Genomic DNA, 22846 nt, shown 5'->3' on the forward strand with positions numbered 1-22846 from the left:
CGCATGGGAGAGTCCTTCCGCCAGGGCCGAGCAGCTGGCGTCTCGTCAGCTGAACCGACTCGGGCCCCGACGTGATCCACCGTCAGCCAGCACCCCGTCTCCCACCACTCGGGACGCTCAGCCGAGTGAACGCGGCCCCCGCGCCGACCGCCCGAACCGGCGTCAACCCGCTTTCTCCGTCGACGAGTTGAGGTGAGTACCCGAATGGGTGTCGCCCAGCAGCCGTCAGGGGGACTGCTGGGCGACACGACCGGGGCGACGGCGCGGTCCGCACCGACCTCGCGGGGTCAGTCCAGGGCCAGCGCCGTGGTGAGGACCTGACCCAGCGTCGACTCGGCGTCCGCGACCGGGCCCCGCGCCCGCCAGGCGACGAACCCGTCGGGACGGACGAGGACGGCACCCGACAGGGTCGTGCCGTGGCACTCCGCCCAGTCGGCGCCGTCCTCGGGGGCCAGCTCGGCGTCGTCCCCGGTCCCGATCCGGTACGACACCAGCGGCACGGACATCCGCTCGGCGAGACGGACGGCGGCCTTGTGCCATCCGCTGGGCTCGCCCGCGTCGCTGAGCAGCACCAGGGACCGCTCGTAGAGGTCGAGGGTGGAGATACGGCGTCCCTCCCGCCGTACCCACATGTGGGGCGCCCTGCTGCCGGGCTCCCCGGTCAGGTCGAGCTGCTCCGGGATGACCGGCGTGGTGGGGTCCGCGTCCACGACGGCGCCGTCCGGGTAGCGGTGGCCGAGGGTCACGTTCAGGATGCCGCGCTGCGGCGCGCCGCCGGCGCCGGGCGGCGGCGTGTAGCCGGGGTGGCTGTGCTCGACGGACCGGGCGGCCGCACGGGCGCTGGTGGCCTCCGCCACCGGACGGCGCTCCATGTCGTAGGTGTCCAGCAGGCGGTCCCCCGCCCAGCCGCCGAGCACCGCGGCCAGTTTCCAGGCCAGGTTGTGCGCGTCCTGGATACCGGTGTTGGAGCCGAAGGCCCCGGTCGGGGACATCTCGTGGGCCGAGTCGCCGGCCAGGAAGACCCGTCCCGACCGGTAGGACCGTGCGACGCGCTGGGCGGCGTGCCAGGGGGCCCTGCCGGTGATCTCCACGTCGAGGTCGTCCACCCCGACCGCCCGGCGGATGTGGTCGATGCAGCGTGCGTCGGTGAAGTCCTCCAGCGTCTCGCCGTGCTCGGGGTGCCACGGGGCGTGGAAGACCCACTTCTCGCGGTTGTCCACCGGCAGCAGCGCGCCGTCGGCATCCGGCCTGGTCAGGTAGCACACGATGAAACGGCGGTCGCCGACCACATCGGCGAGCCGGCGGGAGCGGAAGGTCATGCTGATGTTGTGGAACAGCTCGCCCGGACCGCTCTGGGCGATCCCGAGCTGCTCGCGCACGGGGCTGCGCGGCCCGTCGGCGGCCACCAGGTAGGCCGCCCGGATGGTGGTGTGCTCCCCCGTGTCCCGGTTCCTGACCAGCGCGGTCACCCCGGTGGAGTCGGTCTCGAACGACATCAGCTCGGTGGAGAAGCGCAGGTCGCCGCCGAGCCCCGCGGCGTGGTCGAGCAGGACCGGCTCCAGGTCGTTCTGGCTGCACAGGCACCAGGAGCTCGGACTGAACCGGGCCAGGGCGCCGCCCGGGTCGATCCGCCGGAACAGCCACTCGCCCGCGTCGCCGACCAGGGTGGGCGTCTGGAGGATGCCGTGGTTCTCGGCCAGGGTGGCCGCCGCCTCATGGATCGCCGGCTCGACGCCGGCCACCCGGAACAGCTCCATCGTGCGGACGTTGTTGCCCCGTCCGCGGGGGTGGATGGACGTGCCGGCGTGGCGTTCCACCACGGTGTGCCGCACTCCCAGCCGTCCCAGGAACACCGAGGTCGACAGGCCCACCAGGGACCCGCCGACGATGAGGACGGGAACTGTGTGGGTGTGGTCGGACCGGTCGTCTCTTTCGTTCATCGCTCGCCTCCAGCGCGTCGGGTTCGCCGCTCCGGCCGGTACGGGGCCGGTCACGGCCGGGATCTTCATGCATGCCCCACCCGGCACCCGCGCGGCGGACGGCGGTGAAGGCTTCACTCGCTTAACCCGCAGGTGGCCCGCGGGCGGCCCGCCGGCGGCGCGTAGGCGGCCCGAGGAGGGCCCGAGGGCGACCTGAGGACGGCCTGAGGACGGCCCGAGGACGGCCCGCGGAGGGCCCGCGGAGGGCCCGTACGGGGAAGAAGCGCTCGACCCTCCGGGCAGAAGGTATGACCATGCTTCGATTTGCACCTTTCTCCTTGTATTGTCTGGTTTTTGAAAGGGCGTCACCGCCGGTCACCGCCGAGATGAGGAAAGGCACCCCATGTCACCCTTGCCGCAACCGGCACTGCGCCGGGTCCGTCCGGGCCTGGTCGCGATCGCCGCCGTCACCGCCGTGATGACCGCCGGCGTCCTGCCGTCGTCCCCGGCGGCCGCGGCTCCGTACCCTCCCCGTGCCGAGGACCTCGTCCTCGACGACGGCCCCCGGGCGGGCGGCGCGCCGTCGGGGATCAGCACCCTGTCGGACACCTGGACGACTCCCTGGGGGATCTCCTTCCTGCCGGACGGGAACACGGCGCTGGTGACGGAGCGCAACACCGGCGAGGTCTTCGAGGCCGGGCGCGACGGCTCCAGGCGGCGGGTCGGCAAGGTGCCGCACGCGGTCTGGAGCCTGGAGGCACAGGACAAGGGCGGGCTGCTGGGCGTCGCCGTCCCCCCCACCTGGAACGGCACCACCGACCGGGACGTGTTCTTCATGGAGACCACGGCCACCGACAACCGCGTCGTCAGGATGGACTTCGACGGGACGTCCCTGAGCGGCTACACCCCCGTGCTCACCGGGATCCGCCGGGACACCCAGCACAACGGCGGGAACGTCGTCTTCGGCCCCGACGGCTACCTGTACGTCACCACCGGCGACGCGTTCGAGGGCAGGCTCGCCCAGGACAAGGACTCCCTCAACGGGAAGATCCTGCGCATCACCCGCACCGGTGAGGCGGCCCCCGGCAACCCGTTCGGCACCCGCGTCTACAGCTACGGCCACCGCAACCCCCAGGGCCTGGCCTGGGACAGCGCCGGGCGGCTGTGGGAGACGGAGATCGGCCACCAGACCTACGACGAGCTCAACCTCATCGAGCCGGGCCGCAACTACGGCTGGCCCACCTGCGAAGGGTCCTGCGACGCCGCGGGGACGACGAACCCGAAGCAGGTGTGGAAGCCCGGCGAGGGAGGAGTACCCGCCCAGATCGCGGTCGTCGACGACGTCATCTACGCGTCGACGCTGCGCGGCCGCCGGCTGTGGGCCCTGCCCATCGACAGCTCCGGCACGAACGTCAAGACCGCGACGCCGTACTACGCCGGCGAATACGGCCGGCTGCGCGCACTGGTCAAGGTCCCCGGCGCCGACGAGCTCTGGCTCGGCACGAGCGACCGCGGCACCGACAAGGACCTGCTCCTCAAAGTCACCGTCAGGTGACCGGGGCCCGGCCCCCGCCCTCGCGCGGCGGGGCCGTCAGCAGGACCGACGATCACCGGTGGCCCGCGGGACGGCCGCCGCCCACGACGCGTCGCGGGAGCCACGGCCCCTGCCCCGCTCCTGCCTCCCACCTCCCCCACCGACGGCCACGGGTCCCCTCCCGGCCGCCCGTCGGTGCCCTCGCACGACAGAAAAGGCAACGGAATGTCACACAAGGCGCGTCCGGCGCCGCGCCGGGTCCGTCCGCGCACGGCTCTGATCACCGCCGTCGCCGCCCTCCTGGGCGTCTGCGCCCTGCGGCCCCCGGCGACGGCCGATCCCGGTGTCCTCCCCGACGGCGGCAAGCCGACGGGCGTCTCCGTCCTCTCCGACAAGTGGACGAAGCCCTGGTCCGTCTCCTTCCTGCCCGACGGCAAGCGGGCCCTGGTCACCGAGCGCGTCGCCGCCGCGGTGTGGGTGCAGAACCGCGACGGCTCCAAGAAGAAGGTGGGCACGGTGCCCCACACCGTCGTCCCCTCGCCCACCGTCCTGTCGGGCAGCGGCGGGCTGCTGGGCGTGGCCCCCTCGCCCACCTGGAACGGCACCACCGACCAGGACGTCTTCTTCGTCCACACGGCCGCCAACGACCTCCGGGTCGTGAAGATGCGCTTCGACGGCACCTCGCTCAGCGGCTACACCGTCCTGGTCGGCGGCATCACCCGGGGCGGCGACCACAACGGCGGCAGGATCGCCTTCGGGCCCGACGGCTACCTGTACGTCACCACCGGCGAGGCGTACCAGTCGAAGCTCGCCCAGGACAAGAACTCCCTCAACGGGAAGATCCTGCGCATCACCCGCACCGGTGCGGCGGCGCCCGGCAACCCGTTCGGCACCCGCGTCTACAGCTACGGCCACCGCAACCCCCAGGGCCTCGCCTGGGACTCCCGGGGCAGGCTGTGGGAGACCGAGGTCGGCGACAGCGCCTGGGACGAGCTCAACCTCATCGAGCCGGGCCGCAACTACGGCTGGCCCACCTGCGAGGGCTCCTGCGCCAAGGCGGGTATGACCAACCCCAAGAGGGTCTGGAAGCCCAGCGAGGGAGGCGTACCCGCCCAGATCGCCGTCAGCGGCGACGTCCTGTACGTCTCGACGCTGCGCGGCCAGCGCCTGTGGGCGATGCCGATCGACGCCACCGGCAAGGACGTCGGCACCGCGAAGGCCTACTACAACGGCACCTACGGCCGGCTGCGGGCGATCGTCAAGGTACCCGGCGCCGACCGGCTCTGGCTCGGCACCAGCGACCGCGGCGAGGACAAGGACCTCATCCTCGAAGTCACCACCGACTGACCTCCTTTCGCACGAAGTCACCACCGACCGACCTCCCTTCGCACGAAGGGATCACCACCCACCTCCCCGAAAGGAAGTACGCACCATGCCCCAGACCGACGAGCAGACCCAGCACCCGGCCACCACCACGGAACCCGCCGACCGGACCGCCTGGCAGACCCCCGGCTACACGGTCGTCGACACCGCGCTGGAGGTCACCGCCTACTCCCTCTCCGTCCGCTAGTCCGCCGCCATGCTGCTGCAGGTGCTCGGCACCGCGGCAGGCGGCGGCATCCCTCAGTGGAACTGCGCGTGCCCCGGATGCTCCGGGGCACGCGCCCATCCCGAGCGCCGCCGCCGCCACGCCTCGCTCGCGGTCGGCACGGACGACGGCCGCTGGTACGTCGTCAACGCGACCCCCGACATCGGCGACCAGATCGAGGCCCGCCCCGAGCTCCGGCCGGAGCCCGGAACCCGGCGGACCCCGATCGCCGGAGTGGTCCTCACCGACGCCGAACTCGACCACACCCTCGGCCTCGCGCGGCTGCGCGAGGCCGACGGCGTGGAGATCCTCGCCACCGCCCCGGTCCGCCGGGCGCTGACCGACCGGCTGCGTCTCGACGCCGTCCTGGGCTCCTACACCACGCTCACCTGGCGGGACCTGCCCTGCCACGGAGCGGTGCCCCTGCACGGCGGCGCCGCCGACCGGTCCGGCCACGGCGTGCGGATCAGCGCCGTCCCCGTGTCCGGCAAACGCCCCCGCTACGCCGCCGACGCCCCGGAGGACGACGGCTGGGTCGTCGCCCTGCGCCTGTACGAGCCGGCCACCGGCAGGTCGGCCCTCTACGCCCCCGCCGTGGCCGTCTGGTCCGACGCGCTGCACCGGGCCGCCGCCGAGGCCGACTGCGTCATCGTCGACGGCACCTTCTGGGACGACGAGGAGCCGCGCCGGGCGGGGTTCTCCTCCCGCACCGCGACGGGCATGGGCCATCTGCCCGTCGACGGACCGGGCGGCACCGCCGGCATCCTCGCCGGACTGTCCGCCCGCTGCTACTACACGCACCTCAACAACACGAACCCCCTCGTCGACCCCACCGCGGCACAGCACAAGCGGCTCGCCCGGCTGGGTATCGAGGTGGCTTACGACGAGATGGTGATCGAGCTGTGACGACGGCACTGCCCACCCTGGCGGAGCCCTGGAGCCCCGCCGAGTTCGAGGCCCGCCTGCGCGAGGTGGGCCAGGAGCGGTACCACGACCGCCACCCCTTCAACGTGCGGATGCACGAGGGCGACCTCAGCCCGGCGGAGGTCCGCCGGTGGATCGCCAACCGCTTCCACTACCAGCGCCACATCCCCGTCAAGGACGCGCTGATCACCGCGAAACTGGACTCCTCACGGCTGCGGCGCATGTGGCTGCACAGGATCGAGGACCACGACGGCCGCCGGGACGGCGAGGGCGGCATCGAGCGCTGGCTGCGCCTCGGCGAGGCGGCCGGACTCGACCGCGCCGGACTGCTGGCGGGCGACAGCGTCCTGCCGGGCGTGCGGCTGGCGGTGGAGGGCTACGTCAACTTCTGCCGGCTGCGCCCGCCGCTGGAGGCCGTCGCGGCCTCCCTCACCGAGCTGACCGCGCCCGACCTGATGCGGCTGCGCATCGACGCCTTCGAGCGCCACTACCGGTGGATCGAGCCGTCCGGACTCGACTACTTCCGCACCCGCGTCGACCAGGGCCGGCGCGACAGCACCGAGGCGCTCGCCCTGGTCCTGGAGTGGGCCCGCACGCGCGAGGACCAGGAGCGGGCCGTGGCCGCGCTGGGCTTCAAGTGCGAGGTGCTGTGGGCCCTGCTGGACGCCGTGCAACAGGAGGAACAGCAGGACGGGCCCGGACCGCGGCCTCACGACGGCCGGCCCGACACGGCCGTACGGCGCTCCCCGGACGGCCGGCCCGACACCGCCGTACGGCGCTCCCTGGACGGCCGGCCCGACGCGGCCGGAGAGCGGGAGCGTGGCGGCCGGCCGCTGCCGGACAGCCGTCCGTGGCGCCGCGACGGGCAGGAGCAGCGGGACGGACGCGTGGCGCCGGCCGGCCGTCCCTGGCGCCATGACGGACGGGGGCAGGGGTGACGCGGGTGCCCGACAGCCGGTGGCGTCCCACCCTCGCCCCGGCCCTCATGCTGCGGCACGACCCCGTGCGCGGCGCCGACCTGCTGGTCCTGCCCGAACGCGTGGTCGTCCTCCAGGGACAGGCCGGCCAGGTCGTCGGCCTGTGCGACGGCACGCGCACCGTGCGCGGGATCGTAGACGAGCTCGCCGAGCGCTACCCCGGCGCCCCCGTGGCCGCCGAAGTCCCCTCCTTCCTCGACCGCCTGCACCAGGAGGGCTGGATCGCATGACCGTCTCCCCCGCGTCGGTGGAACCGGCCGAAGCCGAGGGCTCCGCTCCCGTGGCACGGCCCTGGGCGCTGCTCGCCGAACTCACCCACGCGTGCCCGCTGCACTGCCCCTACTGCTCCAACCCCCTGGAACTGGCCCGCCGTTCGGGCGAGCTGAGCGCGGGGGAGTGGGCGGACGTACTGCGTCAGGCCGCCGCACTGGGCGTGGTCCACACGCATCTCTCCGGCGGCGAGCCCCTGCTCCGCCCCGACCTGGAGGAGATCGTCGCCGCCGCCGAGGCCGCCGGGATCTACACGCAGCTGGTCACCAGCGGCACCGGCCTGGACGAGCCCCGGCTGACCGCGCTGCGGACGGCGGGGCTGCGCAGCGTCCAGCTCTCCGTCCAGCACGCGGAGCCACGGGCCAACGACCGGATCGCCGGCCGCCCGTCCTCCTTCGCCGCCAAGGAGCGGGCGGCGGCCCTCGTCCGGCGGGCCGGGCTGCCCCTCGGACTGAACGTGGTGCTGCACCGGGACAACCTCGACGCCGTGGACGCCCTCGTGGAGCTGGGCGTGGCCTGGGGCGTGGACCGGATCGAGCTGGCCAACACCCAGTTCTACGGCTGGGGGCTGCTCAACCGTGCCGCGCTGCTGCCCACGCGCGTCCAGCTGGCCCGTGCGCGGGAGTCCGTCGAGCGCTGGCGGGAACGGCTCGCCGGCCGCGTCGACCTGGTCTGGGTCGTCCCCGACTACTTCGACGGGGTCGCCAAGCCCTGCATGGGCGGGTGGGGAGCGGTCTCGCTGACCGTCGCGCCGGACGGCACCGTCCTGCCCTGCCCGGCCGCCGCCTCCCTGCCCGACCTCGACGCGCCCTCCGTGCGGGACCGTTCCCTGGCCTGGATCTGGGACCACTCCCCGGCCTTCGGCCGCTTCCGCGGCACCGCCTGGATGACCGGCCCCTGCGGGGGCTGCCCGCGCCGGGAGGAGGACTTCGGCGGCTGCCGCTGCCAGGCGTACGCCCTCACCGGCGACGCCGCCCGCACCGACCCGGCCTGCGCACTCTCCCCCGACCACCACCTCGTCCGCACACTCGTCGACGACCACGCCCCCACCACACCGCCACCGCCCTACGTCTACCGCCGCCCTGGGGCGGTGCCGCGGGTGGGCTGAGCGGAGGCGCTGAGGGGGCGCGCGGGGCCCCGGGCCGGGCCGCCCGGGTCCCTGGCCCCGGTCCCTGGCCCCGGTCCCCGGCCCCCGGCCCCAGGCCCTGGCCCCTGGCCCCTGGCCCGGCCCCTGGCCCCGGGCCCCGGGCCCTGGCCCCGGTCCCCGGCCCCTGGCCCCCGGCCCTGGCCCCCGGCCCTGGCCCCTGGCCCCGGGCCCTGGCCCCTGGCCCCGGGCCCTGGCCCCGGGCCCTGGCCCCTGGCCCCGGGCCCTGGCCCCGGGCCCTGGCCCCTGGCCCCGGCCCCTGGCCCCGGGCCCTGGCCCCGGCCCCTGGCCCGGCCCCTGGCCCCGGGCCCTGGCCCCCGGGCCCTGGCCCCGGTCCCCGGCCCCTGGCCCTGGCCCCTGGCCCCGGGTCCCGGCCCCTGGCCCTGGCCCCTGGCCCCTGGCCCGGCCCCTGGCCCCTGGCCCCGGGGAGGTCGCTTCGGGGGGCGCGCCGCGGCGCCAGCCGGGGGAGGGGACGGGCGGGGACGGCCGGCTGCCGAACGCCCCCATGGATCTCCCCCATGGATCTCCCCGGTCCTCCGTCGTCATCCGTGTGTCCCGAGTGCCTGGAGCAGGCCGTCCGCGCTGTCCGGGCCGGTGCCCCGGCGGAAGCCGGCGCCGATCTCGCGGGCGAGTTCGCGGCCGGAGGTGGTGCACCACTGCCACCACCGGTCCAGGGCCGCCGCGTCGAGCCGCTCGGCGGGCAGCAGCGCGGGCCAGCCGCAGGCACGGGCCTGCGCCGTCACCTTCGCGCCGCCCTCGACCGGGTCGACGGCCAGCGCGGGGACGCCCGCGCGCAGGGAGAGCAGCATCCCGTGCAGCCGGTCGGTGACGACCAGGTCGAGCCGGGAGAGCACCGACTCCAGCTGGGCCGGTGTCGCGTGCAGGCGCCAGTCGTGCGTGTCGAGCCGGGTCTCCAGTTCCAGGCGCGCGCAGTCCCGGCCGGACAGCCAGCGCGTGATCTCCTCGGCGACCCGCTCGTGCCGTCGGCGCGCCCCGTACTCGTGCTGGCCGTGGGTGAGGATCACCCCGACGACGGGGCGGGCGGGCAGCGCGGGCGCGCGGGCCGCCAGGTCGCACGTGGGGTCCGGGCCGTCGCCGTCGCGGGCCAGCACCCGGTGGAAGCCGGTGACGGCCGGGCCGTCGGCGTCGACGACGGAGACGCCCACGGCGATCCGCGCACAGTGCGCGAAGCGCCGGTGCAGCTCCTCGATCTGCGGCCCGTGCAGCGGACCGCAGACGAACACCAGGTGCGAGTAGTCCTCGGGCCGGACCCGCGACAGATGCAGACCGCCGGGACGGAACCCCGGGCTCCAGGCGACGTCGTGCTCCAGCCCCGCCCGCCGCAGCACGTCCCGCACCCGGTCCAGCGCCAGCACGTCCCCGGCGGTCGCCTCCCCGTCGAGGAAGCCGAACCAGCCGGTCACCAGGATCCGCCGCAGCTCCGCCATGGCGACCCGGGTGCCCCTCCGGCCGGACGGCAACCACCGGCCGCCGGCCCCCTCGGCTACCAGGTGAGGGCCGCCCGGCGGAGGCGGTCGCGTACCCGCAGGACGTCCGGGTTGGTGTCGGCGCCGGGACGCTGGACGAGGAAGAGGGTGTTGAGCGGCGCTTCCTCCGGGTCGTGCAGGAGGGCCAGCCGGCCGGAGTCCAGGTACTCCTGGCACAGGGAGCGGGGCAGCACGCTGTACCCGGCGCCGGAGTTGACCGCCGACAGGACGGCGTACAGGTTGGGCACGGTCAGGGCGGCGCGTGCGGTGAGCTGTCTGCCGAAGACGGTGCGCCAGTAGCGGCGGGCGATGGGCAGGTCCTCCGCGTAGGTGACCAGGGGGAGGTCGCGGAGCGCGGCGCACAGGTCGTCGGCGTCGGGCCGGTCCCCGACGTGCCGGGCCCAGGAGGGGGCGGCGACGAGCACGTACTCCTCGTCGGCGAGCGGCACCGACTCCAGGGCCCGCCCGCGCGGCCGCCGGGTGGCGATGACCAGGTCGTGCCGGCCCGCGCGCATCTCCTCCAGCAGCGGCTCGGGCAGCCCCTGGGCCACCCGCAGCTGCACGCCCTCGGCGATCAGCGGGGTGAGCGCGGGCAGGACGCGGACGCACAGCAGCTCCGACGGGCCGGCCAGATGGACCGGGGCGGTGCGCCCGGACAGCGGGCCGGTGCCCTCGAGCACGGCCAGCGCGTCCAGCGGCCCCGCGATCTGGCCCGCGAGCTCGTGGGCGAGGGGCGTGGGTTCCACACCGCGGGGGAGCCGGGTGAAGAGCTCGCGGCCGGTCTGCTGCTCCAGCGTGCGGATCTGGGCGGTCACGGTGGGCTGCGAGAGACCGAGGAGTGGGGCCGCGGCGGTGAAGGTGCCGGAGCGGTAGACGGCGAGGAAGGTGCGCAACAGGTTCAGGTCCGCGTGCGCCGGGAGCTTCCTGCTCCGGTCGGTCGCCGGGCCCGTCCCGTCCAGTGTCCGGTCGGTCATGCCGTCCATGGTATTCCCCGTGCACCATCGGGCTTCCGATCGCTGGGATCGGGATCCCTATTGGCCCTCCGATGGGGCGCGGGTCTAGCGTCGTCGGTGTCGCCGTGATGCGGCGGCGCATCCGGCCGACGAGGATGCCCCCGGAGCCCCGAAGCTCCGCCAAGACCTACCCCCCCACCGCTTCGGAGAGAACACCCCCATGACCACGCAGAACGCGATCAACTGGCCCGACACGTACCTGCCCGGCACCGGCGACAACTTCGTCTCCAACGAGGTGATCGTCCAGGGCGTCACCGCCGCCGACGTGTGGCGGTACCTGACCGACACCTCGACCTGGGAGTCGTACTACGACAACGTCGCCGACATCTCCTTCCCCGCCGGCGGCGGCCCCGAGCTGGCCGACGACCTCGCCTTCCGCTTCGGCACCTTCGGCTTCCCGCCCCTGGACGCGCACGTCGTGGAGTTCCAGGCCCCCGCCGAGGGCGTCCCGGGCCGGCTGTCCTGGACGGCGAAGCAGGAGGGCGGCCCCGAGGAGCGGCTCGACGTGCTGCACGCCTGGCTGGTGGAGGACCTGCCCGGCGACCGGGTCCGCGTCCTCACCCAGGAGACCCAGATCGGCGCGCCGGCCGCCGCCCTGGCCACCGAGCGCCCGAACCCCATGCTCAACGGCCACCAGGCGTGGCTGGACGGACTGATCCGGGCCGCCTCCGGCATGCTGGGCGCCTGACACACCGTGGAGTCCCGGCCGCCCCACCGCAGTTGGCGGTGCGGCCGGCCCCCGCACACTTCCGTACCCCTTCGCACGGATCGGCAGATCGACGTCATGACCGACAAGCTCACCGTGAGCGTCCTGGGCACCGGCATCATGGGCGCCGCCATGGCCCGCAACCTCACCCGCGCCGGACACACCGTCCGCGCCTGGAACCGCAGCCGCGCCAAGGCCGAGCCCCTGGCCGCCGACGGCGCGCACATCGCCGGCACGCCCGCCGAGGCGGTCGAGGGCGCCGACGTGGTCCTGACCATGCTGTACGACGGTCCCGCCGCCCTGGACGTCATGCGGCAGGCCGCCCCCGCCCTGCGCCCCGGCACCGCCTGGGTGCAGTCCACCACCGCCGGCGTCGAGGCCGTCGAGGACCTGGCCGCGTTCGCCGACGAGTACGGCCTGGTCTTCTTCGACGCGCCCGTCCTCGGCACCCGGCAGCCCGCCGAGGCCGGGCAGCTCCTCGTGCTCGCCGCCGGTCCGGCCGACCGGCGCGACACGGTGACCCCGGTCCTCGACGCGGTCGGCGCCCGGACCGTGTGGACCGGTGAGGACGGCGCGCAGGGCAGCGCCACCCGGCTGAAGCTGGTGGCCAACAGCTGGGTCATCGCCGCGACCGCCGCGGCCGGCGAGGTGCTGGCCCTCTCCCGGGCGCTCGGCGTCGACCCGCAGAGCTTCTTCGACGCCATCGCGGGTGGACCGCTGGACATGGGGTACCTGCGGGCGAAGTCGGGGATGATCCTCGACGGCCGGCTGTCGCCGCCCCAGTTCGCGGTGGCCACCGCCGCCAAGGACGCCCGTCTGATCGTCGAGGCCGGCGAGCGGCGCGGCGTGCGCCTGGACGTGGCCGCAGCGAGCGCCGAGCGGATGGAGCGCGCCGCCGCCCGGGGCCACGCCGACGAGGACATGGCCGCCGCGTACTACGCGAGCTTCGACGACGAGCCCGAGTCCTGAGGGAACGAAGCCCACACCCCGAGGGAACGAGAGGAACCGAAAGGAACCGCGATGTCCAAGCCCCCGCTGCCGCCCGAGGCCTCCGACCTGCTGCGCCGCCCCAACCCGGCCGTCATGGCGACCCTGCGCTCGGACGGGGCGCCGGTCTCCACCCCCACCTGGTACCTGTGGGAGGACGGCCGCGTCCTGATCAGCCTGGACGAGGGCCGCGTCCGGCTGAAGCACCTGCGCCGCGACCCGCGCCTGACCGTCACCGTCCTCGCCGCCGACGACTGGTACACCCATGTCACGCTCATCGGCCGCGTCGTCGAGACGTACGAGGACGAGGGCCTCGCCGACATCGACCGCATCGCCACCCACTACACCGGCAAGCCCTACCCCGACCGCGTCCGCGCCCGCGTCAGCGCCTGGATGGAGGTCGAGCGCTGGCACGGCTGGGGCGCGATGAAGGACAGCGACCAGGCGTCCACCTGAGAGCCCCCGCGGAGATCCTTCCCGCGGGGGCGTCGGGGCGCGGGCCGGTGGACCACCCGGCCCGCGCCCGTCACCTCAGGTCGTGCCCGTCACTTCAGGTAGGGGCCGTCCGCTCCGATCTTGCCGGGGCCGTTGAGGACGTAGACCCGCAGATTGCCCTTGCCGGGCGCGGCGACGCTCAGGGTGCCGTTGGAGACGGTCTTGACGTCTCCGGTGACCGCGTCCCGGTAGGTGCCGTTGGGCACGCCGGTGAAGGTGGCGTCGCCCGTGACGGTGACCAGCGCGAAGCTGTCGGTGGTGCCGCTGGTGTACCGCCGCTTGAAGGCCATCGAGCCGGAGATGCCGTCGGTGGAGTACTGGCCCATCTGGAGCGCCGGGACCGCCCGGCGGATCTGGTTCAGCCGCTGCACGTGCTTGACCAGGGGCTGGCTCAGCGTCGTGGCGACCTGCCCGCTCGCGGAGTCGACCTTGGAGAAGTCCGACACCGTGAGGCTGCCGGCCAGGTGGTCGCCGAAGTAGGCGCGGCCGGTCGTGGCCAGCGGGCAGGTGGGTCCGCAGTCGATCCGCTGGCCCGCCTGGAACTCGATCTCCGAGCCGTAGTACAGCGTGGGGATGCCGCGGAAGGTCCACATCAGCGACATGTTCTCGGCCCAGGCGTCGGTGCCGCCGCTGTAGCGCGTACTGCTCTTGTTCGGGCCGTAGTCGTGGCTGTCGACGTAGACGACGTTGTAGGTGGCGTCGTTGACGCTGTCGTCGGAGTCCTTGCCGTTGTTGTAGGCGTTCTGCGCGTCACTGAAGTTCATGTGCATGCGCATGTCGATGATGTTCATGCCGGAGAACTTGCTGTGGTCGGGCGTGTGGTAGCTGTTGCCGTCGAGGAAGGCGTTGGTGGACGTCGGCTGGTTGCCGGTGCCCTGCGCCTGCTCGTACTCGTACTGCTCCAGCGCGGCGGTGGCGTCGTCGGCGCTGTACTCCTTGCGCTCCTTCCACGTGTAGAACTGCGCCGAGTGGTTGGGTGATCCCCGGTTCCACTTGTCGTTGACGAACGCGGCGACCTCGCCGAAGACGAAGAAGTTCTCCGCCGCCGCGGTGCCGAACCGCTGGGTGACCCGGTCGTAGATGGCGGGCAGGAAGCGGCGGTTCCAGGTGACGCGGGGAATGTGGACCGCGGTGTCGACGCGGAAGCCGTCGACCCCCATGTCGATGTACTTGTTGTAGGCGCCGATCAGGTAGTTCTGCACGGGTGTCGACTCGGTGTTGAAGTCCGCGAGGTCCTCGTGCAGCCAGCAGGAGCGGGCGTCCTCGCCCTCCCAGTTGCCGATCCAGCACTGGTGGTAGTACGCCTTCGGGAACATGCCCGAGGTGGGGCTCGGCCACTGGCAGTTGTAGATCGTGTAGCCCTCGGCGCTCTTGCCGCCGGTGGGGACGCCCCAGTTCAGGCAGGTGTTGCCGGACGGCTCGGCCGTCGACCACAGGTCGCCGTTGTAGTAGGACTTGCCCGACTTGGTCTCCACGGTGAGGCCGTCGTACTCGAAGCCCTCGTTCTTCTCGTCGTAGTACCAGCTCCACTGGGTGTCGCGCACCCCGTACACCGTCGGGGTGTACAGGCCCTTGGCGCCCCAGCGGGAGGAGTGGTTGTAGACGACGTCCTGGTAGATCTTCATGCCCTTGGCGTGGGCGGCGTTGATCAGGTCCTGGTAGGAGGCGCCGGCCGACTCCAGGCGGGCGTCGACCTTGTAGAAGTCGTAGCCGTGGTAGCCGTGGTAGTCGTAGTCGGAGCGGTTGAGCACCACGGGGGTGATCCACACGGCGGAGAAGCCGAGGCCCTTGATGTAGTCGAGTTTCTCGACCAGGCCCTTGAAGTCGCCGCGGAACATGGGGTCGTTGTTGGCGGAGTTGCCCGACTTGACGTGCTGGCTGCCGCCGCGGTTGTTGGTGCTGTCCCCGTCGTTGAACCGCGCGGTGAGCACGAAGTAGATCGGGTCCTTGCGCGGGTCCGTGCCCAGCGGGGTGCCGGAGGCCGGTTCCTCCGGCGCGCTGCCGGTGGTGGCCGTCGCCCCGGCCGAGGCGGCGGAGACGTTCCCGGCGGCGTCCACGGCCCGGACCGTGTAGGTGTAGGCGGTGTTCTCCTCCAGGCCGGTGTCGGAGAACACGGTGGAGGTGACGTCGGTGACCATCGAGCCCTTGGTGCCGCCGGTGCGCGTCACCTGGTAGCCCGTCACACCGGTGTCGTCCGTGGCCGCGTTCCACGACACGACGACCGAGGTGTTCGTCGCGGAGGCCTGGACGCCGGTCGGGGCGGTGGGCGCCTCGGTGTCCGGCTCCTGGGCCGCGCACGGGTCGTCGGCGTCGGCGGTGACGGTGTTGTTCGCCACCGTGCTCGTGCCGGCCGGGATCGTGTAGTCGGCCCCGTTGTTGTTGTCCCAGGTGCCGTTGCCGTTGTTGAAGGCGGCCTTCAGCGAGGTGGCGGTGCCGAGGTCGACGGTCTTCTTCCACCAGCCGGTGCAGGCCGCTTCCATGCCGACGCCGGGGACGGTGGTCCAGGACCCGCCGGCCGGGGCGTAGTGGAAGTTCACGGTGGTCCAGCCGGTCGCCTGGGACGAGTAGTACACGGTGGCCGACTGCGAGGTCTCCGGGTCCGACTCGGCACAGGGGTCGCTGTGCGCGACGACCCCGTCCTTGACGGTGATGTCGCCGGTGCCCAGGGCGTAGTTCTGTCCCGCGTTGTTGTCCCAGGTGCCCGAGCCGTTGTTGAAGGTGGCCTGGAGCCCGGTGGCCGAGCCCAGGTCGACGGTGAGTTTCACCCAGTCGGTACAGGCGGCCTCCATGACGACGCCCGGCACGGTCGTCCAGGAGCCGCCGTCGGGGGCGTAGTGCAGATAGGTGGAGGCCCAGTTCCTGGTCTTCGTGTAGTAGAAGACCGTCGCCGAGTTCGTGTCGGCGGCCTCGGCGGTCGGGGCGGTGGGACCCGTGACGGCCGTCAGGGCGAGGAGCCCTGCCGCCAGGGAGCCCGCGGTCCAGCCGCGGGCGGGTGGTCGATGGCGTCTCATGTGCGTCTCTCCAGTGGGGTGAGGCGGAACCCGTGGCTCCTTGTGGACGCACACCGCAGATCCTGACGCGCCTCGAGAATCCCGATGCACCCACACCTGCAACGCATCGTCTGTCTGAAATTTCCAGCAACTTCTTGCAGGCGCCTGGAGATTACCTGTGCATGTCATTGCCGTAAAGGGGGTGCGCAGGGACCCGTTGCCGTGGGGCCGGGGTGAAACGGCGGCGTCCCCCGGCGGAAACCCGCGGGGGGACGTCGTCCAGGTGTCTCAGGTGTCTCAGGTGTCTCAAGTGCTCCGAGGCCTCAGGTGTCTCAGAGGCCTCAGGGGCTTTTCTGAGGGCGCCTCAGGGCAGCGGGGCGCCCCGGGCGGCGACCCAGAGGGCGTACCACTCCTCGTGGTCGAGCCGGGGCGGGCCGTCCACGGCGTCACGGCAGGCGGCGATGCGCTCGGGCCGCGTGGTGCCGACGACCGGGGCGACACCGGCCGGATGGCGCTGGAGCCACCACAGGACGACGGTCTCCGGTGTGGTGCCCTTGCGGGCCGCCAGCTCGGCGACCAGCCGCGCCGCCGGCGTGTCGGCGCCGCCGGAGAACCGGCCCCCGGCGAGCGCGCCCCACGCCTGCGGCCGGATCCCGTGTGCCGCGCAGTACTCCAGCGTGCCGTGCGGGAAGCCGTCCGCCGCCGCGGCCGGCGTGTTGACCAGCACGCCGGACTCCACCCAGCCCCGCCGGTGCAGGCTCATCTCCAGCTGGTCGACCACCAGCGGCACCTCCACGGCCGTCCGCAGGTGGGCGATCTGCGCGGCGCTCATGTTGGACACCCCGAACTGGCGCACCAGGCCCTGGGCCCGCAGGGCGGCGAACGCCTCCGCGATCTCCTCGGGGCGCGCCAGCGGATCGGGACGGTGCAGCAGCAGGACGTCGATCACATCGGTGCGCAGCCGGGTGAGGCTCCGCTCCACCTGCCGGACGACGGCCCCGGCGCGCAGGTCGTAGTGGCCGGGCCGGGAACCGTCCGGCAGCACGATGCCGCACTTCGTCTGGATCAGGACGCGGTCCCTGAGCCGCGGGTCGCGGGCGAGGAGCTCCCCGAAGACCGCCTCGGACTTGCCGTGCCGGTAGATGTCCGCGTGGTCGAAGGCCGTGATCCCGGCGTCCAGTGCGGCGCGGACCGCCCGCTCGGCGTGGTCGACGTCGGCCGCGGTGTACGGTGCCCGGTCCCAGCCTCCGCCGAGTCCCATGCACCCGTACAGCACCCGGTGTTCACGGACGTCCCGCCGGGGTGCCGCGCCACCCGCGGTGCCGGCCTCAGTCACCCAGCACCGCCTCGGCCAGCAGTTCGGCCGCGGCGAGCACCGGGAGCTGGGTGTTGGCGGCCGGGACCGTCGGCAGCACCGAGGCGTCGGCGACCCGCAGGTTCGACACGCCGTGCACCCGCCCCGCCCCGTCCACCACCGCGCCCGGGTCGTCCTCGGCGCCCATGGCGCAGGTCCCCACCGGGTGCCAGTAGGTGCCGGCCCGGGCCCGGATCCGTTCGTCCGACAGCCGCGACGGGTGCTCCTCGACCTGCCGCACGAGGGGACGCAGCGCGGCCGACCCGGCCAGGTCCTCCACGATGCCGAGCCCCGCCCGCACGGCGGCCAGGTCGCGCCCCTCCGGGTCGGTGAAGAAGCCGGGGTCGATGTCGAGCGGCTCGGCGGGGTCGGCGGAGCGCAGCCGCACCCGGCCGCGCGACGCCGGCTTCATCAGGTACGAGGACAGGCCCGCCTCGTACTGCCCCGGCGGCAGCTTCCCGAACAGCGGCGGACCGGCGTTGGCCAGGATGTGCAGGTCCCAGGAGCCGTCCCGGCAGTAGGGGCTCGCCGCCCTGATCAGCATGCGGTTCCCGTACAGCTCACCGCGCGCCTCCTTCTCGGCCAGGGCGGCGTTCAGCCCGTCGGCCGGCGCCAGCGGGACGAACACGCCGGGCTGGTCGGTCAGGTTGGCGCCCACACCGGGCAGGTCGAGCTCGGGCCGGACGCCGGCCTCGCGCAGATGGCCGGCCGGGCCGATGCCGCTGCGCATCAGCAGCGCGGGCGAACCGTACGTGCCGCACGCCACCACGTACGTGTCCGCCGTCAGGGTGACCCGCTCGCCGTCCCGTACGACCTCCACCCCGTGCACCCGGCCGCCCCGGACGTCGAGGCGGTGGGCCGAGGCGCCGCCGAGGACGGTCAGGTTGGGGCGCGACCGGGCGGGATCCAGATAGGCGAAGGCCGCGTTCCAGCGCAGCCCGTCGACCGCGTTGAGCAGCGGAGTGCCGTGGCCGGGGCCGCCGGAGGTCCCCATGTCGGCCGGGACGAAGCCGAGTTCGTCCGCCGCCGCGAGGGCCGCCCGGCTGAAGGGGGACAGCTCGCCGTCGGGCACCTGGCGCATGTCCATCTGCTGCACGGCCGCCTTGCGATGGCGTTCCAGGGCCGCGGCCGACCAGGCGGCACCGCCCGCGCGCTCCCACTCCGCCTGGTCGGCGTGGGTGCCCCAGGTGTTCCAGCAGCCGTTGACGCACGACGAACCGCCGATGACGCGTGCCCGCAGGCGGTACACCTCGGTGTGCCGCTCCCAGACGTCGCTGCGGGGCAGGCTCCGGGCGTCGAGCAGACCGCCCGGCCAGCCCTCGCCGTGGGGCCCGTAGTCCTGCCCGGCCTCCACCAGACAGACCGACCGTGAGCGGTCCTCGCTCAGCCGGGCGGCCAGTACGCATCCCGCCACACCGCCGCCGAGGACGACGACGTCGTGGCTGCGTGCCGATGGTTCCGAAAGTGCCGATGGTGCCGATGGTGCTGTCATACGGGGTCTCCTGCGGGTCTCGTCGAGTCGGGGGAGGGGCCCGGGCCCGCGGACGTGCGCCGGTCCGTCGCCGGACGGGTCGGACCCGGCGTCGGTGGACGCCCGCGGCCTGGTCCGTGCCGGGCGGGTTGGGTCCGGTGCCTGCGGGCCGGTCCGTCGGCGGGCGGGTTGGGCCCGGCGTCGGTGGACGCCCGCGGCCTGGCCCGTGCTGGACGGCTTGGGCCCGGCGTCTGTGGACGCCTGCGGCCTGGCCTGGGTCGGGTGGGTCGGTCCGGCGCAGGTCGTCGGGCACGGGCCGGGCGGTTCGGACCCGGGGCCCGTGCCGGGGCCGGTCGGCGTTCCCACCGGCGCCGGACGGGCGCGGCTCAGCCGGTGTTCCGGAGGGTGCCCGCCAGGAGGCGGGCGCCCTCCGCGACCCCGCGCACCGTGGTGTCCTTCGTGGCCGGCAGCCGGTCGAGGAGACGGCTGGTGAGGCAGGTGTTCTCCGGGCGGGACGCGTAGCGGGTGCCCGCCCGGGCCGTCGGGACGACCAGGTCCGGCGGCGCGCCGAGCGTCTTGGCGATCACCGAGGCCCAGGCCGCCCGGCTCACCCGGTCCGGGCCGCCCAGATGGAGCACCGGGGGCAGCGGGCCGTCCGCGCGCAGCACCGCGGCCGTCACCTCCGCCACGTCGTCCACCAGCACCGGGGTCGTCCACTGGTCCGCCGGCACCGTGACCCGCTCGCCGCGCAGCAGCCGGTGGGCGCACGCGGAGTAGAAGTTGAGCCACTTGCCCGCGTCGGCGGGCTCATGGCCGTAGACGAGGCTGACGCGCAGCACCACGGCGTCCGCGGTCGCGCCCAGCAGGGTCCGCTCGGCGCTCAGCTTGGCCCGGCCGTACGCGTTGGCGGGACGGACCGGGTCGTCCTCCGCGCTGGCGGCGCGGCTGCCGTCGAAGACGTTGTCGGTGGAGATCAGCACCAGCCGCGCCCCGCCGGAACGCGCCGCGAAGTTCTCGGCCGCCGCGGTGTGCGCCGCGACCGCGGCGTCCGGATGCTCCTCGCACCAGGTGACGTCCGAGGGGCCGTGCACCAGCACCACCCGGTCCGGGCGCAGCCGCGCCAGGAGCCGGCCGCACGCCTCGCGGTCGGTGGCGTCCAGCGCGGTCCAGTCGGCGCCGCCGGCCGGCGGCACCGCGGGCCGGGTGCGGGAGGCGAGGGTGACCGTCTCGCCTGCCGAGGCGAGACGGCCGGCGATACGGGTGCCGACGAAGCCGCTGCCGACGACGAGTGTGCGGGGGGCCGCCATCACGCCTCCTGCCTCAGGTGCGGGCCGGTCCGGTCGGCCAGCAGCCGGCCGACGCCGATCAGTCCGTGGTCGTCGTCCGGACGGCCCAGCGACACCAGGGCGTCCACCGCGTCCGCGTCCAGGCCGAAGCACCCGAGGCGCACCAGTTCCCCGACCAGCAGCTCGCGGTAGCGCTCGCCGACCGCCAGGGCGAAGCCGCCCATGATGACGTACCGGCAGATCCCTATGGAGGTGAACACAGCGCCGATCGCCTGCGCCAGATAGGTGAGCGTGCCGCGCAGCACCCCGGTCGCGAACGGGTCGCCCTCGCGGACCGCCGCCGCGATCGCCGGATTGTCCAGCGCGTCCGCGCGGCCCCCGCACAGCTCGGCGAGCCGGGACCGTGCGAAGCCCGCCGGATCCGCGGCCACCGCACGGCGGGCCGCGGCGAGCACCCCGCGCCCGGAGGCGATGCCGCCCAGATGCCCGCGCCCGCCGCAGTCGCACAGCGGCGCGTCCGGCGACGGGTCGCACACCCAGTGGCCGAGCTCGCCCCCGTGACCGTCGGCGTCGAGCAGCACGTCACCGCCCCGGAACACCTTGTTGCCGATCCCGGAGCTGACCGTGAGCAGACAGAACGGCTCCGCCTCGGTCGCCGCGTACCGCCAGGCCGCCGCGGTGAGGTCGTTGACGACCACCACCGGGGCGCCGATCCGCCGCGACAGCAACTGCCCCAGCGGCAGGGGGGCACCGCGCCGCCCCCACACCGTGGGCGCCGCCAGCACCAGACCGCCCGCCGAGATCGGCCCCGCGAAGGCGACCCCGACGGCGCGGGGCGCCGCGCCGTCCGTGTGCCGGGCGACCTCGTGGACGATCTGGTCCACCACCCGCTCCTGGAGCACGGCCACCGGATCGCCCGGATGCCGGGCCACGCCCTCCACCGGCACCCGGCGCACCCCGGACAGCACCGCCGTCACCGGGTCGTACGTACCGGTGCGCAGCGTGGTGCCGCCGACGTCCAGCACGGTGAACGCGCCGTCGGCGGGCGCGTCCGCCGCCCGGACGGGGGTGAGCCGGTCAGACCCCGGAACCGTCACGGAGTTCCTCCTCGAAGACCAGGAGCCACAGCTCGGCGGCCGAGTCGTTGACCAGCCCGTGCTCGCCGTGCGGGCGGTTCACCACGACGTCGCCGGTGGTGACGCGGAACTCCGCGCCGTCCCGGTACATCAGCCCGCTGCCGCTCAGCACGATGTACGTCTCACGGTCCGCGCCGTGCCGGTGCCGCCCGATCGACGTGCCCGGCGGCAGCACGGCCAGGTCGACGAACTCCGCGCCCTCGCCGCCCTCGGCCCGGGAGAACACCCGGTGCGCGAGGATCGTGCCGAGCCCGCCGTGGTCGTGCTCCTTGCCGGTGAGCAGGTCGTTGAGGTTCGCCACGTCCGGCGGCGCGCCGCCGCCGGCCGCCACATCGCCGGTCGCCACGCCGCCGGTCGTCGTCTCGCCGGCCGTCGCGTCCCGCGCGGTCATCGCGCACCTCCCCCGGCTCCCTCGGCCGCGAGGGCCCGCAGGGCCTCGCGCAGCACGTCGGCGGGCAGGTCCTCCAGCTCCGACACGAACGTCGCCTTGCCGACGCCCGTCGGGACGACGAGGTGCAGCTTGCGGCCCCGGCGCTGCCAGGACGCCTGCAACGCCTGCGTCATCAGCTCCTCGGTGCAGGTGGCCGGGTCGAACACCGGCAGGCCGATCCGGCGCAGCAGCGTCACCACCCGCTCGCAGGTCCGCGCGTCGGCGAGCCCCAGCAGCCGGGCGATGTGCGCCGACAGCGCGATGTCGACGGCGACCGCCTCACCGTGCTCCAGCCGGTGTCCGCCCGCCGTCTCGATCACCGGGCTGAAGGTGTGGCCGAAGTCGACCAGCCGGGCCAGTTCGTGCTCCCGCAGGTTCGGGCACAGCTCCTCCATCATCAGCCGCATGGAGGTGCGCAGGACGTACGTCTCCACCTCGCCGTCCGCGGCGCCGAGGAACGCGTCCGGGTGCCGCTCCAGCGTCCGGAACAGGTCGCCGTCGAGGATCACCGCCATCTTCACGATCTCCGCCAGACCGCAGCGGATCTCCCGGGGCGGCAGCGTGGCCAGCAGGGCGGGGTCGTTGATCGAGGCGTGCGCCGGGTGGTAGGCGCCGAACATGTTCTTGGAGTGCAGGGCGTTGACGCCGGTCTTCACCCCGACCCCCACGTCCACCTGCCCCACCAGGGTGGTGTTGACCTTGATGTAGCGGATGCCGCGGGCGTACATGGAGGCCGCGAAGCCCACGACGTCCGCGACGATGCCGCCGCCCACCGCGAGCATCACCCCGTGGCGGTCGAGGCCGGTCGCCTTGGCGACGGCACACACCTGTTCCACGGACGCGAGGGTCTTGTTCCGTTCACCGGTCTCGATCACCTGCACGCTCCAACTGCCCGGCGTCAGCCGGGCGTCGAGGTACGCGCGCAGCCGGTCGCCGTAGAGCCGGTGCACCGTGGGGCCGACGAAGGCCACCACACGGCGCCCCGCGACGTACTCGGCGAGGAGGGGGTTGCCGGGGTCGAACACCGACTCCGTGACGTCCACGCGGTACCGCGTGCCCTCCGGTGCCAGCAGGTCGAAGCCTCCGGCGTCCTCGAGCACCCCCTCAACCCGGGCAAGGGCCTGGCCTGACATCT

At 74.0% G+C, this 22846-nt stretch carries 19 protein-coding genes and 1 pseudogene; 10 read left to right on the top strand and 10 right to left on the bottom strand.

What is annotated here, in order from left to right:
* Positions 1-287 precede the first annotated feature (287 nt).
* The gene (locus ACFYWQ_RS17650) at positions 288-1940 is read right to left on the bottom strand and encodes an FAD-dependent oxidoreductase (RefSeq protein WP_389517484.1); all 1653 of its coding nucleotides are present in this window, start codon (positions 1938-1940) and stop codon (positions 288-290) included.
* A 382-nt stretch (positions 1941-2322) separates the two neighbouring features.
* On the opposite strand from ACFYWQ_RS17650, the gene ACFYWQ_RS17655 reads away from it, so the two are divergent.
* From ACFYWQ_RS17655 to pqqE, 7 genes and pseudogenes are all read left to right on the top strand, one after another.
* Positions 2323-3474, top strand: a complete 1152-nt coding sequence (locus ACFYWQ_RS17655) for a PQQ-dependent sugar dehydrogenase (RefSeq protein ID WP_389517486.1) — start codon at positions 2323-2325, stop codon at positions 3472-3474.
* A 204-nt stretch (positions 3475-3678) separates the two neighbouring features.
* Positions 3679-4800: a PQQ-dependent sugar dehydrogenase gene (locus ACFYWQ_RS17660; protein ID WP_389517488.1), complete on the top strand. Its 1122-nt coding sequence runs from the start codon at positions 3679-3681 to the stop codon at positions 4798-4800.
* 85 nt (positions 4801-4885) lie between these two features.
* On the top strand, positions 4886-5023 hold the full coding sequence (gene pqqA, locus ACFYWQ_RS17665) for a pyrroloquinoline quinone precursor peptide PqqA (RefSeq protein ID WP_389517490.1): 138 nt from the start codon (positions 4886-4888) through the stop codon (positions 5021-5023).
* A 9-nt stretch (positions 5024-5032) separates the two neighbouring features.
* Positions 5033-5947 (top strand): pyrroloquinoline quinone biosynthesis protein PqqB, encoded by a 915-nt coding sequence (pqqB, locus tag ACFYWQ_RS17670; RefSeq protein ID WP_389517492.1) that lies wholly within the window; start codon positions 5033-5035, stop codon positions 5945-5947.
* Positions 5944-6672: pseudogene (pqqC, locus tag ACFYWQ_RS17675) on the top strand (pyrroloquinoline-quinone synthase PqqC); the annotation flags it as partial. The gene pqqB and the pseudogene pqqC, both read left to right, overlap by 4 nt.
* A gap of 236 nt (positions 6673-6908) precedes the next feature.
* Complete coding sequence (gene pqqD, locus ACFYWQ_RS17680) at positions 6909-7172, top strand: pyrroloquinoline quinone biosynthesis peptide chaperone PqqD (RefSeq protein WP_389517494.1); 264 nt, start codon at positions 6909-6911, stop codon at positions 7170-7172.
* Positions 7169-8320: a pyrroloquinoline quinone biosynthesis protein PqqE gene (gene pqqE / locus ACFYWQ_RS17685; RefSeq protein WP_389517496.1), complete on the top strand. Its 1152-nt coding sequence runs from the start codon at positions 7169-7171 to the stop codon at positions 8318-8320. Before pqqD ends, pqqE begins: the two co-directional genes overlap by 4 nt.
* Before the next feature lie 578 nt (positions 8321-8898).
* Here pqqE and ACFYWQ_RS17690 read toward each other — a convergent pair.
* Both ACFYWQ_RS17690 and ACFYWQ_RS17695 read right to left on the bottom strand, forming a co-directional pair.
* The gene (locus ACFYWQ_RS17690) at positions 8899-9804 is read right to left on the bottom strand and encodes a polysaccharide pyruvyl transferase family protein (protein WP_389517498.1); all 906 of its coding nucleotides are present in this window, start codon (positions 9802-9804) and stop codon (positions 8899-8901) included.
* Between the two features lie 56 nt (positions 9805-9860).
* On the bottom strand, positions 9861-10817 hold the full coding sequence (locus tag ACFYWQ_RS17695) for a LysR family transcriptional regulator (protein WP_389517500.1): 957 nt from the start codon (positions 10815-10817) through the stop codon (positions 9861-9863).
* 199 nt (positions 10818-11016) lie between these two features.
* Between ACFYWQ_RS17695 and ACFYWQ_RS17700 the strand changes: the two genes are divergently transcribed.
* The 3 genes from ACFYWQ_RS17700 (at position 11017) to ACFYWQ_RS17710 (ending at position 13005) form a co-directional block, all read left to right on the top strand.
* Positions 11017-11544: an SRPBCC domain-containing protein gene (locus ACFYWQ_RS17700; protein ID WP_389517502.1), complete on the top strand. Its 528-nt coding sequence runs from the start codon at positions 11017-11019 to the stop codon at positions 11542-11544.
* Positions 11545-11640: 96 nt separating this feature from the next.
* Positions 11641-12531: an NAD(P)-dependent oxidoreductase gene (locus tag ACFYWQ_RS17705; RefSeq protein WP_389517503.1), complete on the top strand. Its 891-nt coding sequence runs from the start codon at positions 11641-11643 to the stop codon at positions 12529-12531.
* 51 nt (positions 12532-12582) lie between these two features.
* Positions 12583-13005, top strand: coding sequence for a PPOX class F420-dependent oxidoreductase (locus tag ACFYWQ_RS17710; RefSeq protein WP_389517505.1), 423 nt, complete (start codon positions 12583-12585; stop codon positions 13003-13005).
* 89 nt (positions 13006-13094) lie between these two features.
* Here the strand turns inward: ACFYWQ_RS17710 and ACFYWQ_RS17715 are convergent, their stop codons facing one another.
* The 7 genes from ACFYWQ_RS17715 to ACFYWQ_RS17745 form a co-directional block, all read right to left on the bottom strand.
* Positions 13095-16055, bottom strand: coding sequence for a carbohydrate binding domain-containing protein (locus tag ACFYWQ_RS17715; RefSeq protein WP_389517507.1), 2961 nt, complete (start codon positions 16053-16055; stop codon positions 13095-13097).
* Positions 16056-16398: 343 nt separating this feature from the next.
* Positions 16399-17370, bottom strand: a complete 972-nt coding sequence (locus ACFYWQ_RS17720) for an aldo/keto reductase family oxidoreductase (RefSeq protein WP_389517509.1) — start codon at positions 17368-17370, stop codon at positions 16399-16401.
* Positions 17363-18880 (bottom strand): GMC family oxidoreductase, encoded by a 1518-nt coding sequence (locus tag ACFYWQ_RS17725; protein WP_389517511.1) that lies wholly within the window; start codon positions 18878-18880, stop codon positions 17363-17365. The genes ACFYWQ_RS17720 and ACFYWQ_RS17725 overlap by 8 nt, the downstream gene beginning before the upstream one ends.
* A 365-nt stretch (positions 18881-19245) precedes the next feature.
* On the bottom strand, positions 19246-20166 hold the full coding sequence (locus ACFYWQ_RS17730) for an SDR family oxidoreductase (protein WP_389517513.1): 921 nt from the start codon (positions 20164-20166) through the stop codon (positions 19246-19248).
* Positions 20166-21242, bottom strand: coding sequence for an ROK family protein (locus ACFYWQ_RS17735; protein ID WP_389517515.1), 1077 nt, complete (start codon positions 21240-21242; stop codon positions 20166-20168). The genes ACFYWQ_RS17730 and ACFYWQ_RS17735 overlap by 1 nt, the downstream gene beginning before the upstream one ends.
* Positions 21223-21672, bottom strand: coding sequence for a cupin domain-containing protein (locus tag ACFYWQ_RS17740; protein WP_389517517.1), 450 nt, complete (start codon positions 21670-21672; stop codon positions 21223-21225). Before ACFYWQ_RS17740 ends, ACFYWQ_RS17735 begins: the two co-directional genes overlap by 20 nt.
* Positions 21669-22844: a sedoheptulose 7-phosphate cyclase gene (locus ACFYWQ_RS17745; protein WP_389517519.1), complete on the bottom strand. Its 1176-nt coding sequence runs from the start codon at positions 22842-22844 to the stop codon at positions 21669-21671. The genes ACFYWQ_RS17740 and ACFYWQ_RS17745 overlap by 4 nt, the downstream gene beginning before the upstream one ends.
* Positions 22845-22846: the final 2 nt, after the last annotated feature.

This window comes from Streptomyces sp. NPDC003247 (assembly GCF_042888135.1).
Lineage (GTDB): Bacteria > Actinomycetota > Actinomycetes > Streptomycetales > Streptomycetaceae > Streptomyces.

What these genes read in the sequence shown, in the direction of transcription:
- ACFYWQ_RS17650 (WP_389517484.1), bottom strand. Translation starts at nt 1,940, where the DNA reads ATGAACGAAAGAGACGACCGGTCCGACCACACCCACACAGTTCCCGTC.
- ACFYWQ_RS17655 (WP_389517486.1), top strand. Translation starts at nt 2,323, where the DNA reads ATGTCACCCTTGCCGCAACCGGCACTGCGCCGGGTCCGTCCGGGCCTG.
- ACFYWQ_RS17660 (WP_389517488.1), top strand. Translation starts at nt 3,679, where the DNA reads ATGTCACACAAGGCGCGTCCGGCGCCGCGCCGGGTCCGTCCGCGCACG.
- pqqA (WP_389517490.1), top strand. Translation starts at nt 4,886, where the DNA reads ATGCCCCAGACCGACGAGCAGACCCAGCACCCGGCCACCACCACGGAA.
- pqqB (WP_389517492.1), top strand. Translation starts at nt 5,033, where the DNA reads ATGCTGCTGCAGGTGCTCGGCACCGCGGCAGGCGGCGGCATCCCTCAG.
- pqqE (WP_389517496.1), top strand. Translation starts at nt 7,169, where the DNA reads ATGACCGTCTCCCCCGCGTCGGTGGAACCGGCCGAAGCCGAGGGCTCC.
- ACFYWQ_RS17690 (WP_389517498.1), bottom strand. Translation starts at nt 9,804, where the DNA reads ATGGCGGAGCTGCGGCGGATCCTGGTGACCGGCTGGTTCGGCTTCCTC.
- ACFYWQ_RS17695 (WP_389517500.1), bottom strand. Translation starts at nt 10,817, where the DNA reads ATGACCGACCGGACACTGGACGGGACGGGCCCGGCGACCGACCGGAGC.
- ACFYWQ_RS17700 (WP_389517502.1), top strand. Translation starts at nt 11,017, where the DNA reads ATGACCACGCAGAACGCGATCAACTGGCCCGACACGTACCTGCCCGGC.
- ACFYWQ_RS17705 (WP_389517503.1), top strand. Translation starts at nt 11,641, where the DNA reads ATGACCGACAAGCTCACCGTGAGCGTCCTGGGCACCGGCATCATGGGC.
- ACFYWQ_RS17710 (WP_389517505.1), top strand. Translation starts at nt 12,583, where the DNA reads ATGTCCAAGCCCCCGCTGCCGCCCGAGGCCTCCGACCTGCTGCGCCGC.
- ACFYWQ_RS17715 (WP_389517507.1), bottom strand. Translation starts at nt 16,055, where the DNA reads ATGAGACGCCATCGACCACCCGCCCGCGGCTGGACCGCGGGCTCCCTG.
- ACFYWQ_RS17725 (WP_389517511.1), bottom strand. Translation starts at nt 18,880, where the DNA reads ATGACAGCACCATCGGCACCATCGGCACTTTCGGAACCATCGGCACGC.
- ACFYWQ_RS17730 (WP_389517513.1), bottom strand. Translation starts at nt 20,166, where the DNA reads ATGGCGGCCCCCCGCACACTCGTCGTCGGCAGCGGCTTCGTCGGCACC.
- ACFYWQ_RS17740 (WP_389517517.1), bottom strand. Translation starts at nt 21,672, where the DNA reads ATGACCGCGCGGGACGCGACGGCCGGCGAGACGACGACCGGCGGCGTG.
- ACFYWQ_RS17745 (WP_389517519.1), bottom strand. Translation starts at nt 22,844, where the DNA reads ATGTCAGGCCAGGCCCTTGCCCGGGTTGAGGGGGTGCTCGAGGACGCC.